General features: G+C 43.6%; 12 protein-coding genes. 8 read left to right on the top strand and 4 right to left on the bottom strand.

Annotated features, from left to right (window positions below):
* Positions 1 to 54 precede the first annotated feature (54 nt).
* From ACW6QF_RS06550 to ACW6QF_RS06535, 4 genes are all read left to right on the top strand, one after another.
* Complete coding sequence (locus ACW6QF_RS06550; protein WP_456087216.1) at positions 55 to 3279, top strand: TonB-dependent receptor; 3225 nt, start codon at positions 55 to 57, stop codon at positions 3277 to 3279.
* 13 nt (positions 3280 to 3292) lie between these two features.
* A complete protein-coding gene (locus ACW6QF_RS06545) occupies positions 3293 to 5020 on the top strand; it encodes a RagB/SusD family nutrient uptake outer membrane protein (protein ID WP_456087215.1) in 1728 nt (575 codons plus the stop codon).
* Between the two features lie 25 nt (positions 5021 to 5045).
* On the top strand, positions 5046 to 6434 hold the full coding sequence (locus tag ACW6QF_RS06540; protein ID WP_456087214.1) for a Gfo/Idh/MocA family protein: 1389 nt from the start codon (positions 5046 to 5048) through the stop codon (positions 6432 to 6434).
* A 99-nt stretch (positions 6435 to 6533) separates the two neighbouring features.
* The gene (locus ACW6QF_RS06535) at positions 6534 to 7529 is read left to right on the top strand and encodes a DUF6807 domain-containing protein (RefSeq protein WP_456087213.1); all 996 of its coding nucleotides are present in this window, start codon (positions 6534 to 6536) and stop codon (positions 7527 to 7529) included.
* Between the two features lie 549 nt (positions 7530 to 8078).
* Here the strand turns inward: ACW6QF_RS06535 and ACW6QF_RS06530 are convergent.
* Positions 8079 to 8966: an Rpn family recombination-promoting nuclease/putative transposase gene (locus ACW6QF_RS06530; protein WP_456087212.1), complete on the bottom strand. Its 888-nt coding sequence runs from the start codon at positions 8964 to 8966 to the stop codon at positions 8079 to 8081.
* A 216-nt stretch (positions 8967 to 9182) separates the two neighbouring features.
* On the opposite strand from ACW6QF_RS06530, the gene ACW6QF_RS06525 reads away from it, so the two are divergent.
* From ACW6QF_RS06525 to ACW6QF_RS06510, 4 genes are read left to right on the top strand one after another with little or no spacing between them, the layout of a single operon-like run.
* Positions 9183 to 10085 carry a metal ABC transporter solute-binding protein, Zn/Mn family gene (locus ACW6QF_RS06525; RefSeq protein WP_456087211.1) on the top strand — a complete coding sequence of 301 codons (903 nt, stop codon included), beginning with the start codon at positions 9183 to 9185 and terminating at the stop codon, positions 10083 to 10085.
* Positions 10069 to 10830 carry a metal ABC transporter ATP-binding protein gene (locus ACW6QF_RS06520; RefSeq protein WP_456087210.1) on the top strand — a complete coding sequence of 254 codons (762 nt, stop codon included), beginning with the start codon at positions 10069 to 10071 and terminating at the stop codon, positions 10828 to 10830. The genes ACW6QF_RS06525 and ACW6QF_RS06520 overlap by 17 nt, the downstream gene beginning before the upstream one ends.
* Positions 10823 to 11023 carry a PLDc N-terminal domain-containing protein gene (locus tag ACW6QF_RS06515; RefSeq protein ID WP_298550941.1) on the top strand — a complete coding sequence of 67 codons (201 nt, stop codon included), beginning with the start codon at positions 10823 to 10825 and terminating at the stop codon, positions 11021 to 11023. Before ACW6QF_RS06520 ends, ACW6QF_RS06515 begins: the two co-directional genes overlap by 8 nt.
* Positions 11024 to 11048: 25 nt before the next feature.
* Positions 11049 to 12062, top strand: a complete 1014-nt coding sequence (locus ACW6QF_RS06510) for an NAD-dependent epimerase/dehydratase family protein (RefSeq protein ID WP_456087209.1) — start codon at positions 11049 to 11051, stop codon at positions 12060 to 12062.
* A 2-nt stretch (positions 12063 to 12064) separates the two neighbouring features.
* Here ACW6QF_RS06510 and ACW6QF_RS06505 read toward each other — a convergent pair whose 3' ends face one another.
* The 3 genes from ACW6QF_RS06505 to ACW6QF_RS06495 form a co-directional block, all read right to left on the bottom strand.
* Positions 12065 to 12850 (bottom strand): head GIN domain-containing protein, encoded by a 786-nt coding sequence (locus ACW6QF_RS06505; protein ID WP_456087208.1) that lies wholly within the window; start codon positions 12848 to 12850, stop codon positions 12065 to 12067.
* 65 nt (positions 12851 to 12915) lie between these two features.
* Positions 12916 to 13752, bottom strand: a complete 837-nt coding sequence (locus ACW6QF_RS06500; protein ID WP_456087207.1) for a head GIN domain-containing protein — start codon at positions 13750 to 13752, stop codon at positions 12916 to 12918.
* 20 nt (positions 13753 to 13772) lie between these two features.
* The gene (locus tag ACW6QF_RS06495) at positions 13773 to 14582 is read right to left on the bottom strand and encodes a head GIN domain-containing protein (RefSeq protein ID WP_298550949.1); all 810 of its coding nucleotides are present in this window, start codon (positions 14580 to 14582) and stop codon (positions 13773 to 13775) included.
* Between the last annotated feature and the right edge of the window lie 197 nt (positions 14583 to 14779).

The following is a 14779-nucleotide window of genomic DNA, read 5'->3' as shown; positions in this document are numbered from 1 at the left end:
CAGGATATAGGAAAATTATACCCGCTTATATGCAAGAATAAGGCCTTGAATATCATGAAAATATCAATTCTGTTACTTTTGTTTGGAATATTTTCTGTCTCAGCTACAGGATATTCACAGGAAGCCCGAGTCTCCATTACAGTAAATAACACGACAATCAATGAAGTTTTCTCTGAAATCAAAGCTCAGACAAACTATTCATTCTGGTTTGATGTGAAAGATGTCGACATCGATCGCAAAGTATCTATTCATGTAGAAAACGAAACGGTCAAATCGGTCTTATCAACCATATTGAAAGGACAAGATCTTGGTTTTGAACTAAAAGGGAATCATATCATTATTGTTAAAAAAGAGATATTAAGCCAATCAGCAGGAGCCGGATTACCTCAACAAAACAAAAAAATATCCGGCGTCATTAAAGATGAACACGGAGAACCCATAATAGGAGCAAACGTCGTCGTCAAAGGTTCTACTATCGGTAATATTTCCGACCACGAAGGTCGATTTACATTAGAGGTTCCGGAAAACTCTATCCTTACGGTATCCTACATAGGATATTTGTCACAAGAGATCAAAGTCGGCAAAAAAAATACATTTAACATCACCTTGGTCGAAGACTCCGAAAACTTAGACGAAATCGTTGTAATCGGATACGGAACAATGAAAAAATCCGATTTGACAGGCGCTGTCTCCAGTGTAAAAGGAGATAAGATTTCGGCGATTGCCTCAACCGATATTACTGATATCCTACAAGGAAAAGTAGCCGGTATGAACATCACATCTTCCTCTAAAGTCGATGAATCCGGTTCTATCCGTATCCGTGGCAATCGTTCACTGAATGCAAGTAATGATCCTCTGGTTATCGTAGACGGAGTTCCCGGACGTATGGAAGCTGTTAATACCAACGATATAGAGTCTATAGAAGTATTAAAAGATGCAGCCAGCACAGCCATATACGGTTCGAGAGGCGCAAACGGGGTAATTCTGATCTCGACAAAGAAAGCGAAAGAGCAGCAAACCCGTATCTCATATAGCGGTTATATAGGTATCAGCGTACCTAATTTAGTGAAAATGCAAAGTGGAGACGAGTATATTCAGTTCCGCCGTGACGGTTATAGATACAGAAACGGATGGGACCAGCCCTTTACAGATGAAGACGTATTCGAACCGGCCGAATTAGCAGTCATAAAAAGCCGCGATTTTACAGACTGGATCGATTTGTTGTACCGAAATGGCCAGACACAAAGTCATTATATCGGTCTCAGTGCAGGAAATAAAACAACCAAATTACATCTTGGATTAAACTATACCAAAGATGAGGGTTATTCCAAAATAAATTTCAAAGACAAATATAATATCACATTGAATCTCGACCATGAAATCAATAAGTACGTGTCAGTCGGATTATCTGCCCGCTTACAACGAAATAATAGCCAGGGTATGACAAAGTTCGAGGAAAAGCTACAATACATGACTCCACTCGCAAAACCTTACAACGAGGATGGAAGCCTGAATTATTATCCGGCACCGCAGAACACATCCGGCTATAACGTATTAGCCAACTATGGCAAAGACAACTATACAAATGAATTTATTAAAAATGCGGCATACCTCACCGGATATATCAATATCCGTTTTTCAAAATATTTGAATAACAGAGCCAATATTTCTTATAACATCATCGATCGTAAAAACGGTTATTTTTTCGGAGAAAACTCATACGAACGAAAAGGAACTGTTCCGCTTGCCGGTAAAAAATATCAGGATGAAGTAGAATATACCTTCAACGATATTCTCTCTTACGACAAAGATTTCGGAGAGCATCACCTTGTATTGGACGGAGTCTTTGAAGCGACGGGTTATACAAAAGAGACAGGAGAAATGAGCGGGGAAAATCAGCCGGTGGCCTCCACATCATTCCACAACTTGGGAACCGCTGCCGAAAACCTACAAATCGGAAGTTCATACCAACATTGGACCTTAGCGTCCTTCCTTGCGCGTGCACGCTGGGATTATCAAGGTAAATACTATGCTAACATCGCTATCCGTACCGATGGTTCTTCCCGATTGGCGGCAGGGAACCAATGGGCTTTTTTCCCATCGGGAGGCGTTGCCTGGCGTATCTCAGAAGAAAAGTTCTTCGGAAAAAGAGAATGGCTTAATTCTCTGAAATTAAGAGCCTCCTACGGAGCCGTAGGAAACTCTGCCATCGATCCTTACCAAACGATTGCCGGATTAAGCAAATACGACTATCTATTCGGAGAGGATGCCGGCAACAAATTTTTCGCATATCGTCCTTCTATGATACCAAATAAAGACTTGGGATGGGAAATTTCGCGTACGGCAAACTTCGGAGTAGACTTCGGCTTGTGGAACAATCGTGTATCCGGCTACCTTGAGGGTTATATCACCAAAACAAGCGATTTGCTGATGGAACGTACGTTACCTTTTTTCACCGGTTTCTCCAAGGTTTGGCAAAATATCGGTAAAACCGAAAATAAAGGTATTGAGCTGAATATCCAGGCAAATACGTTGAAGACTAAATCGTTCTCTTGGGAAACAACTGTAACTTTTGCCCGCAATTGGAACAAAATCACGGAACTGTTGGGAGGCGGCGACATCCGTAACAATTCATGGTTTATAGGTAAACCTTTACAAGTACATTACAACTATGAAATGATAGGAATATGGCAGTTAGGTGAAGAAAAGGAAGCACAAAAATATGGTGCTATCCCTGGAGACATCAAGGTTAAAGATCAGAATAATGACGGTTCGATCGGAGAGTTGGACAAAGTAATATTAGGACAAAAAGATCCAAAAATCATCGCATCTTTACTGAACTCATTCCGTTTCGGTGCTTTTGATGCCTCCATCAATCTAAACATGAATTTCGGAAGCCTGATCCATCCTAATACCTATGCCAGCTTAATCACACGTGACGGACTGCGCTGGATGCCGTCCAACTTCAAATACTGGACACCCGACAATCCGACAAACGAATATACCCGCGCAGATAAACTAAGCGGATATGACCCATTTGCCGGAACAGGTGGATATATGAAAGGAGACTATATCAAAATTCAGGATATAACATTAGGATACGATTTTAGCAAAATAATGCCGAAAAACTGGAAGATCTTACGAGCACGGCTCTATGCACAAGTCCGGAATCTCGGATATATCTACAAAGCATGTAAAAATGATGTAAGCCCGGAAGCTCCTGATTTTGACTATAATATTCCGACAACTTATACGATGGGTATAAATATTGACTTTTAAACTGTAATAAATTATGAAACTAAAATATTGGACCTTTATTATTGCATTATACGCAGGTACTCTTTGTTCCTGTTCCGACTTTCTTTCTGAAGACCCTAAAGGGAATATAACAACCAATTATTCGGAGACAGAAGAGGGTTGTGAACGATTAGTACTAAGTTTGTATAATACGCACCGTGATTTTCTCGAAAGATTGTATCTGTTCGGCTCGATGGGAGCAGATGAGCAGTTGGTTGCCGTAAATGGAAATGACTGGCGTTATTTCGGAGAATATTTCGATACCCAAATGATAAACAATGGCTGGAACCGGGATTTCTGGAAACAATTGTATAACTCTCTCAATGTTGCGAACCTGGCAACCGAAATCATTGAAACGGCAGAGATCAAAGATGAAAACAGACGAGCTGAACTTCGCGCAGAAGCACACGCCCTACGCGCTTTTTATTTCTGGATCATCACGGAAACCTATGGAGACGGAGCACATTTCACGACAGAAAGTACCACCGGTGTCAAAACAATTGGATATCAACCCGGCGTTGCAACTTTCTACAAACAAATGCTGGAAGATCTCAACATTGCCGCTATCGGATTGAAGCTGCCACAAAACTGTCAATGGGGGCGCATGAATGAAGGAATACGCAAATTCATCCTAATGAAAGTTTTGATGTCGCTGGCCGGTTATCCAGACGATGTGATTTCTGCTGCCGGATACACAAAAGAGCGTTGCTACACAGATGCTCTCGCTTTGACAAAATCGTTACGATCCGACTATAATTACAGATTACTGGACGATTACACACAGATATTCGATGTTGACAACCAGGTTAATGACGAAATTATCTGGTCTGTACAATATTCGACTGATAAAACCTATAATGGCGGAGGTGAAAACGGACTTCATCGCTACGGTGTCGGTTGGTACAACAAATCTGCTGTCGACAACAAAGCAATCACAACCTTATGGAGCCATTCCCTATATTATGGACGCGAATATCGCTGGACTATGCCATCCTTATTTATGATTCAAAATTTCAATGAATACGATAAGCGCCTTTATGGTTCATTACAAGAATACTGGTGCTGGATTCCGACCGATTGGAATCAGAAGCCTGTTTATTCCGACACAGTCCTAATCCGCCATTTCCGACCTGTGACAGACGAAGAAGTAGCGGCTGGACGAAAGGGAGGAGAGACTCACCCATTAGGTCATGAACTGTTTGTTGAAGGATTGAACCATATGTACAATCTACAAACAGGGGAACCTACGATGAACGGACGTTCCTGCTACCATACCAATCTGAAACTATTGGATTCATCCCGTGAATTTGCAAAAGATGAAAAAGGTCACAAAGATTTTATCTGGTTTCGTTTAGGTGAAGTATATTTGTCCCAAGCAGAACTATATATGTATATGGGACAAAAAGAGGAAGCAGCTAAAGTCATTACGGAATTGCGGAAAAGGGCATTGACCGAAGGACATGAGGAAGCACTGAAAGTCACCCCCGATATGATTACGCTCGATTTTATCCTTGATGAGTATATGCGCGAATTAAGTATGGAAGGTTTCAGGTGGTACACATTGAAACGTACCGGCAAACTGTTGGAACGCGCATTGAAATACAATCCAGATGTCAAAGATAAGATGAAAGCCTATCATGTCATCCGTCCGATTCCTCAGAATGAAGTGGATGTTGTCACGAATAAAGACGAATTCCACCAGCTACCAGAATATGATAAATAATTTTAAACACTTAATATCGTTTACTATGCATAACACAACAAATCAAATGTCAAGAAGACATTTTCTTGCAACAACAGGGGCGATTGCCGGAACGGCCTTGCTCAATCCTCTATCTGATATAAAAGCAGAAACTGCCGGTATTGCAACACCCACAGGTAAAAAACTCCGGATCGCACTTGTCGGGACAGGTGGCCGTGGGACATCCATGTGGGGAAGGGACATTCTGGAAAGTTATCCTGATTATCTTGAGTTCGTAGGCCTTTGCGATAAAAACGAAGGACGTGTTGAAACCGGCAAACGTATCATCGGCACTTCCTGTCCGACATATACCGACTTTGAGAAAATGATGAACGAGACAAAACCGGATGTTTTGATTGTCACGACAATGGATAGCACACATCATCAATTCATTATCCGGGGAATGGAGTTGGGAGCCGACATTATCACGGAAAAGCCGATGACGACCGATGAAAAGAAAATCCAGGCGATTCTGGATGCTGAAAAGCGAACGGGTAAGACATGCCGGGTCACGTTCAACTACCGTTATTCCCCTCACCGGGCTAAAATATGGGAACTGCTTCGTGCCGGAGAAATCGGTGATATCACCTCGGTCGATTTCCACTGGTACCTGGACACTTCACACGGAGCCGACTATTTCCGCCGCTGGCACAGACTCGTTGAATGCAGCGGTTCATTATGGGTACACAAAGCCAGCCATCATTTCGACCTTCTGAACTGGTGGATCGACAGCGACCCCGAAAGCGTTTATGCGCTTGGAGCTCTCAACCATTATGGGAAAAATGGTACCATACGGGCAGAAAACTGCCGTACATGCCCGCATACAGACAAATGCAAGTTCTTCTTTGACATCACCAAAAACAAGAACTACATGGAACTGTACGTGGCCAATGAAAAATACGACGGTTACCTGCGCGACGGTTGTGTGTTCAAAAAGGATGTAAACATCTTCGACAAGATGGCAGCAACAATCAAATATAAAAATGGCGTACAAGTAGCTTATTCGTTGACAACCTATTCTCCGTACGAAGGCTACCGGATCGCGTTCAACGGAACAAAAGGACGTCTGGAAGCCTGGATTCAGGAATCCAAACCGACATCGGATGCCAATTATGACGAAATCGTTCTGTTCAAGAACTTCAATAAACGGCAATATATCCAGATTCCATTCGGAACATCCGGTCATGGAGGCGGAGATGCGTTATTAAAAGACCAGATATTCCTGCCCAATATCGAAGATCCGTTCCAACAGTGTGCAAACACCCGCGACGGTGCTTTGGCCTGCCTGATCGGAATCGCAGCCCGCAACAGCATAGCATCCGGACAACCGGTAAAAATCGCAGATTTAACTTCGATCCAGCCACAGGAAAAGAAGTTGTATAAACGTATCTTATAAACATCAAAGAGGATATCAAACTACCCTGTTCCCGTGTCAAGTGCGGGACAGGGTAGTTTTGTCCCTTCCTTTTACCCCATTTTTGATTACTTTTACTCCATGAACAAACTGATTCTACTTATCCTCCTTTCTCTTTCCTATTGTAGTTTTGTAATAGGTCAGGATTCATACATGCATTTTATAGAGAAGCCCGACTCACAAAAGATAAGCATATACATAGACCAAGTTCTTTTTACAGAATTTCTTTACTCCGACACTCTATATAAACAAGTTCTTTATCCTATCTACACTGCATCCGGTACTGAAATCACTCGCGGCTACCCTGCCCGCCCGAAAGCCAATGAACGGATAGACCATCCTCATCAGATGGGATTATGGTTTAGCTTCGGAGATATCAATGGATTGGATTTCTGGAACAATTCGAATCACATTCCCCATGATAAAAAAGAGCATTACGGCATTATCCGGTTTACCGGCATCAAGAATATAAACGAGAAAGAAAACAAATTTACAGTCGAAGCAGATTGGACAAACCACAATGGATTTATTCTACTAAAAGAAAAAACCACCTACGCATTCACCGGTAAGCCACACGAAAGAGGCATTCAGCGAACCACTACACTGACCGCTTTCGGAGATTCTATTTTCATCATAGAAAATAAAGAAGGCTTACTCGGTATGCGTTTAGATCGAAACCTTGAAGCCGACATTTCCGGGATCTATCAAAATAAAGAAGGAGACGCCGGTGACGACGTTTGGGGAAAACGTTCGGCTTGGGTTGTTTTGAACGGAAAAATAAAAAACGAGAAAATATCGATCGCTCTCATAGACCATCCTGAAAATCCCAATTATCCGGGCTGGTCGCATGCACGCGGATACGGCCTGTTTGCGATTAATAACTTGGGAGGACGATGTTTCGATAAACAGGCGGAAACAGTTCAAATCCTCCTAAAAAAAGAAGATTCCATCACTTTCACCCATCAGATTTTGATAAAGGACGGAAATTATCTCTCCAACCAAGAAATAGAAATGGCTCATACCGAAAACATAAGAGATAAACACAAGGATAAGCCATGTTTGCAAAACAGACAATAACCCTTATTGGAATGTTTTTCTATTTGGTATGAAATCCCGGGCGATTCGTGTCTGACATTTTCCTCTTTCAGATTGGAATTAATAAGCAACCGGTAAAACGAGCACGGCAGAAAATCGAAAAACAAAATTCCTTTGTTTCCGAAAAGCTGAATATCCTGACATTATGGAAAAACTGAACTCCCGGAGAATCGCTTGTAGCAAATAAATGTTGCCGCAGGTCTGAATATCTCAAAAGAGATTTACTCCTTTGCCGGCATGACGACCGTCTTCATCACCGTGACGACCGTCCTCGTTACCATGAAGACCGTCTTCATAGTCCGTGGCAACGGCAGCTCACGGTGATAGCGACCGTCTTCGTTGTGAAAAACCGCGCACTTCATGGCAGAAAACCTTTATTTCCCGATGAAGAACCAGAATTTACAGCTATTCCCAAAGAATGTGTTTTGTTGTTAACGAAACAATATTACACAATAACCCCCTTCCCAGATCAGGATAAGAAGGGATAATCGTGTTTAAGAAGATTTGAATTGTTAAATGATGATTTTTCTGTTACAACTCGTTAATTTCTTTCACCGACAAACCGGTACATTGAGCAATCGTCTCGACATTGATCCCTTGTCTTTTAAAATTGGCAGCGATAAGGCGTTGCTCTTCCGCCTTGCCTTTTTCCAATCCTTTTTCCATCCCGTCTTCGAAGCTGGTGTCGAGGGCGGCGGAGAGGTCACGCTCGACGGAAAGGCTCAGTTCGTATTCCAGGCGTTGGTCGGGCGTCATGCGTTCTACCTCCACGATACTTTTCAGCTTGCGGAATATCTGATTGTTCAGTTCTTTCGGTAATCGTTCCATGATCTCGATGTTGTTTAAGACATATAACCACTTCTTGTAAAGTGTATCACACTCCGACAAAGGTAATACAAATTTCGGCATTTCGATATAGATTTCGTTGAGCGTCTCGCTGAAAGGGATCTTCAACTCCCGGTCCATGCGCACGACATCCCAGCGGTATTTATCAGGACGGGACGGGTCCATCACGTAGTTAAGGATGCACACGACATATACCTTGCTGATCTGGTAGTTCCAGCGTTTGCGGACTATTTCGTCCGGTTCCTTTTCGAGTCTCTCCTTTACGATCATGGATTGTTGCTGGATGGCGAACGAGGCGTAGTATAACACCCTGTCGGAGAAATACTTCTGTCGGCTCTTCTGCATTTCAACAATGAAGACTTCCCCCTTTTCATTCTCGCAGAAGATGTCGAAAACAGCCCGGCGCTGGTCTTGTTTCAAACCGAGCATCTCGACGTTGCGGAACGTGATGTCGACGATGACTTCCTGTTGGATGACTTCATTGAGGAAACTGATGATAAGATCTTTGCTTACTTCACTGCCGAAAATCTTTTTCCAGCCGTAATCAGAGAAGGGATTGATAAATTTGTCCATAATTAATTGTTTTAGTTGAACTATTGATACTTCACGGACAAATATAGGCAAATATTATGTATAGGAAAGGCGAAAACAAATTTATTTTCAAAATATTCATGTTTAAGGATATGAGCCAATAGAATAATTTTCTCTGCGGTGATACTATATAAAAACATGAATGGTTATTTGCCGGAATGTTTTTATCTTTGTATCCTTGTCAAAATAAAAAATAAGATGAAATATACCGGAATATATATCCTGTTGACGGTACTGTCGCTACTTGCCGCATGTACCGGAAAGTTGACGGAAGGAAAGGTGGTGACGGTGACGATAGAGCCGCAACGTTTCTTTGCCGAAAAGATCGCAGGAGATAAGTTTGCTATCCATTGTGTAGTTCCATCCGGGCAGAGTCCGGAGACCTATGATCCGACTCCGAGGCAGATGGTGCAGATCGGACAGAGCGAAGCGTATCTGCAAATCGGTCATATCGGCTTCGAGCAGGTATGGATGCAGAAGATCCGCGAGAACAATCCCGATTTGAAGATATTCGATGTATCGAAGGGTATGCAGTTTGTAAAAGAGACGGAAGAAGAAGAGCATGGGCATGAAACGGATAACGATAACGGACATCACCACCATCATGCAGGCGGTATCGATCCGCATATCTGGAGTTCCATCGAAGGGGCAAAGGTCATTGCTTGGAATACGCTGAACGCTTTTATCGAACTGGATAAAGAGAATACGGAGTATTATTGGAAGAATTATGAAGTTTTGCTGGCGGAGATTGAAAAGACGGAGGCCGAGATCAAGCGCCTGCTCGATCCGCTGACCGACCGTACGTTTATCATCTATCATCCTGCTTTGACCTATTTTGCCGATGAATTCGGCCTCATCCAGCTCTGTATCGAGATGGATGGAAAAGAACCTTCGCCGGCCCAGTTGAAGCAATTGGTGACGACGGCAAAAGAGCGCCACGCGAAAGTTGTCTTTATCCAACAGGAGTTCGACCAGAAAAATGCCGAACTGATTGCGAAGGAAACAGGTTGCCGGCTCGTGAAGATCAACCCGCTGGATTATCATTGGAATACGGAACTGATTCATATAGCGAAAGCACTGGCCGATGGAGAAACTGATTGACATAGAACATGTGACGGCCGCCTACGGCAATAAAACCGTATTGCGGGACATCTCTCTGACGGTCTGGAAAGATGATTTCCTGGGGATTATCGGACCGAACGGGGGAGGAAAGACAACCTTACTGAAGGTTATACTCGGCCTGTTGCCGCCTGTCTCCGGTACAGTCCGTTTTTATGAGGACGGACAGGCTGTCCCTTCTCTCCGGATCGGCTATCTTCCCCAATTGAACAACATCGATAAGAAGTTCCCGATCTCGGTGCGCGAGGTGATCGCTTCGGGGCTGGCTTCGGAAAAGCCGCTTTTCCGTTCTTATAATGCAAGCCAAAAACAGCGTGTGGAGGAAGTGCTTGGAAAAATGGGACTGGAAGGTTTGGCGAACCGGGCGATCGGCGAACTGTCCGGCGGACAGTTACAGCGCGTGTTGCTGGGACGCTCCATTGTTTCCCGTCCGCAAGTGCTGATCCTGGATGAGCCGAACTCGTATGTGGACAAGCGGTTCGAATCTCATTTCTATAAGCTCTTGGACGAAATCAATAAGGAGAGCGCGATCATTCTGGTTTCACATGATATCGGGACTGTATTGGCGATGGTGAAAAACATTGCTTGTGTAAACGAAACATTACATTACCATCCTGGAGCGGATGTGTCCGAAGAGTGGCTGGGCGAAAAATATGCTTGTCCTATAGAACTGATCGGACATGGCGATTTGCCGCACCGGGTTTTGAAAAAACACGAACATGAATAAACTTTGTTTGATAGGCCTACCGGAGGTCGGATATATTGTCGGTATCGCTGTCCTTATTTTCGGCATTACCGCTGTGAGGCAGAATCCTTTCATCAGTCGCGGACAAAAAATCCTTTGGATACTGACTATTGTCGTATTGAACTGGATCGGTCTGTTGCTGTATTACTATACTTATTACATTAAAAAGAATTAGAAAACGGATAATTCCTGATTTTTCAATGAAGAAGAAAATATTGATTACGGGGGCCAGTGGCTTTATCGGCGGTTTCCTGGTGAAGGAGGCGCTTGAACGGGGATATGAAACCTGGGCGGGTGTCCGTTCGACAAGTAGCCGTGCTAATTTGCAGGATGAACGGATTCGTTTTATCGATTTGAAATATTCCGACCGTGAGTCCTTGATCGCGCAGTTGGCCGGTTTTGTCCGTGAACATGGTCCTTGGGATTATGTGATCCATAATGCCGGATTGACCAAGACGCTTGATAAAAGAAACTTTTATCGTATCAATGCCCGAAATACGGCCAACCTGATCGAAGCGCTTGCCGCAGCAGGTTGCAAGCCGGAGAAGTTCTTGCTGATGAGCAGCCTGAGCAGCTATGGCCGTGGGGACGAGAAAACGTTCCGTCCTATCTCGCTGAATGATCCTCAATTGCCCGATACGGACTATGGAAAGAGCAAGCTGGAAGCGGAGAATTATTTGCGGCACCAATCTTATTTCCCGTATGTGATCCTGCGTCCGACAGGAGTGTACGGGCCGGGCGAGAAAGATTACTTCATGGAGATCAAAAGTATAAAGTCCGGTTTTGATTTTGCCGTCGGCTTTACGCCCCAGCGCATTACTTTTATATATGTAAAGGATCTGGCTACCGCCGCTTTCCTTGCTTTGGAGAATGAGGCTGTCCGGAACCGTCATTATTTCGTGGCGGACGGTGATGTCTATACGGATGAATCGTTTGCCCGGATGATACAGGAAATCCTGCGGAAGAAACATGTCCTGCATGCCCGTATTCCGATGGGGCTGGTGCATATAGCCTGCCAGGGTTCCGAGTGGATAGGCAAGTTGCTGAAGAAGAGTATGACATTGAATACGGATAAATATATAATCCTGAAACAGCGTAACTGGATTTGTGATGTTACACCGCTTCAGGATGAATTGGGCTTCGTCCCGGCTTACCCGTTACGCCGTGGCCTGGAAGAAAGCATAGAATGGTATCGGAAGGAAGGCTGGCTGTAGTTTTATTTTACTTCTTCAACGGTTCCTTTGCCGATGACTTTCTGTTGTACGGCTGTCGGACCTTTATAGCGGATATTTCCTTTACCGACGACTGTTGCTTTCAGGTTGTTGGTCGGATGGATCTGAGCGGAACCTTTCCCTGTGATTTTACAGTTTACTTCGGGCACTGCTACCCCGAAAGCCATGATTTCACCGTCGGTCGTGATGTTGTAGTCTGCTTCTTCGGCGCTTCCTGCTTTCAGGTTGATCGTGCCGGATCCGTTAATGCTGCATTCTAACTTGTCGGTTTTTAGTTCATTCACGACCATATTGGCGCTACCGGAGACGTTCAGGTCGAGCTTGCCGACTTCGACTTTCCGTTTTAGTTGGACGAGACAGTTGGAATTAGCGTTGATTTTCAACTCGTCACCTGTCAGAGGGCTGTTAGCCATGAAGTTCGCGTTGCCGGAAGCTTTTACTTCTTTCAGCCATTTGGAGTTGGTCTTGACGATGAATTTGGTGAAATGGTCGACCTTTACGCCCTTGAACCCGACGGTAAGAACACGGTCTTTGATGTCGATGTTCACGTACGGGTGTAGGTTTTCGTCTACGGTTATTTCAATATGCGGAGTGGATTCCGACTGCTCGTAGTTGAAGTCGATCACCCCGTCGAACTTGATGGCATTGAAGTCGTCGATCGTTATTTTCTTGGTCGAGAGCTTTCCGTTTCCTTTCACATGGTCTGCTGCCTGGACAGAGAAAAACATTCCTATCAGGAAAGCGATCATTAGTAAACCTTTTGTTTTCATGTATGTCTTCTTTATGTTATACTTATGGACGCGTTTGCCGCACTTCGGTTACAAATGTAGGAAATTTATTTCACTCTTGTGATATCGGCAGCTCCCGAACAGCGTGTATTAGCTTTAGGATTTCCTTTGTAACAGATGTCTCCGCTTCCGGAAGCGGATGCTTCGAGCGTTTCGGTTGCGTATGCCTCAATATCTCCACTGCCGCTCACCTTGCATCTCAGGTCTTTTACCATGAATCCGTATGCACTTATGTCTCCACTGCCGGATACTTTATATTCTCCCTTCTCGGCCTTTCCTTTCAGATTCAGATCACCTGCTCCGGCAACGCCTGCTTTGATATTCCCGCATATCAGGTCTTTTGCTTCCATATCGCCGGCACCGTTGACTTTTATTTCACATGCGTTTGCGATACGGACCGGTTTGTTCATATATACATCCGACGCACCGGATACTTCTACCTTCAGGTTTTCACCTGAAAGGTTATTCTGCAAAAAGAAATCTATGGAACCGGATATTTTTGCTTTTTCCAGGATCTGGGAAGAGCTGTTGATAATAAACTCCGTCGGATATAATTCTTGTTTTTCTTCATTTGTCCGGACATACAGGCATCCGTCCGAAACAGATATGTCCAGTAACGGGAACAAATTCTCGTCTACTGTAATTTGCAGGTTGGAACTTCCTGATCCTTGCATATAATTAAATGCCGGACCTTTGTATTCTTTTTTATTGAATAGGGAACCGTTATTGTTGAAATTGATTTTTACTTTGATATTCAGCTCCGTGTAATCGGATATCTGGATTTCTTTGGAAATAATATTTCCGTTACCTTTCACTTTTTCGGCATATCCACCTGCCGTACATATAAACAAGAAAGCTATTAATGCTGTTAATGTCGTTTTCATATTCTATGGTATTATAAGTATTAATTTTTCTTGATCGAACCTCCGCCAATGACGCTTTTGCTGAGCTCCGGATCTCCTTCATATCGTATGTGGCCACCGCCGGCTATGCTGGCGTCCAATTGTTCGGCCGCATGTACTTCAATGTCTCCGCCACCTGCAACGCTGCATTCCGCTTTCCGAAGGATACATTCGAATGCGCTGATATCCCCACCGCCGGCTACACTCAAGTCTCCTCTTTCGGCCTCTCCTTTGAGCCGGATGGAGCCGCTGCCTGCCACACTGCAATCCAGGTTGTCTACTTTCAGTTTGGTTGCTTTGATATCTCCCGATCCAGCCACGCTAAAGTTGATTTTGCGTGCTTCTAGCTGCTTATCGAGGTTTATTGTGCTGCTCCCGGCAATGCTGATATCCAGTTTATCGGTTTTAAGAGGACTTTTGGTGACAAACTCCCCGCCACCTACTGCACTTATCTCTTTCAGCTCACGGGAGTTGGTCTTTATTTCACATACAGTCGGTTGGAGGTTGAGTCCATAAGAATTTCCGTTAAAATATTTTTTTTCATCTTTTGGCTGTACGATCAATGTCTTGCCCTTTACTTTTATGTCGAGGTAGGGCAATATGTTCTCGTCTATCGTTATCTTAAAAAAGGGAGATGCATTGGATTGTTCATATTCGATGTTCACCTTTCCCACATATGAGATTTCATCATAATCGGATATGGAAATTTCTTTCGTGATAATATTCCCGTCTCCTTTTATCGTATTCTGGGCAAATCCGTTCGTTACCAGCAGCCAGATACAAACCATAAAGAAAAATGCTCTTGTTTTCATGTCTTGTCGTATTTTCGTTTATTTTCTTTTATAGACGAGCAAGGAGATGTTACGGTTGCATATTTTCTTTACTTTTTCATGAATTAGTTTTTCTTATATACTTTACAACACAAATTAGCATTTCAACTCTTGGCAAATTGGAAAAAGGCCGTATCTTTGCATCGTGGTTTTTTCATAATAGTATTAGATTTAAGGTT

Source organism: Parabacteroides sp. (genome assembly GCF_977054455.1).
This window is presented reverse-complemented; position numbering and strand designations above follow the sequence as displayed.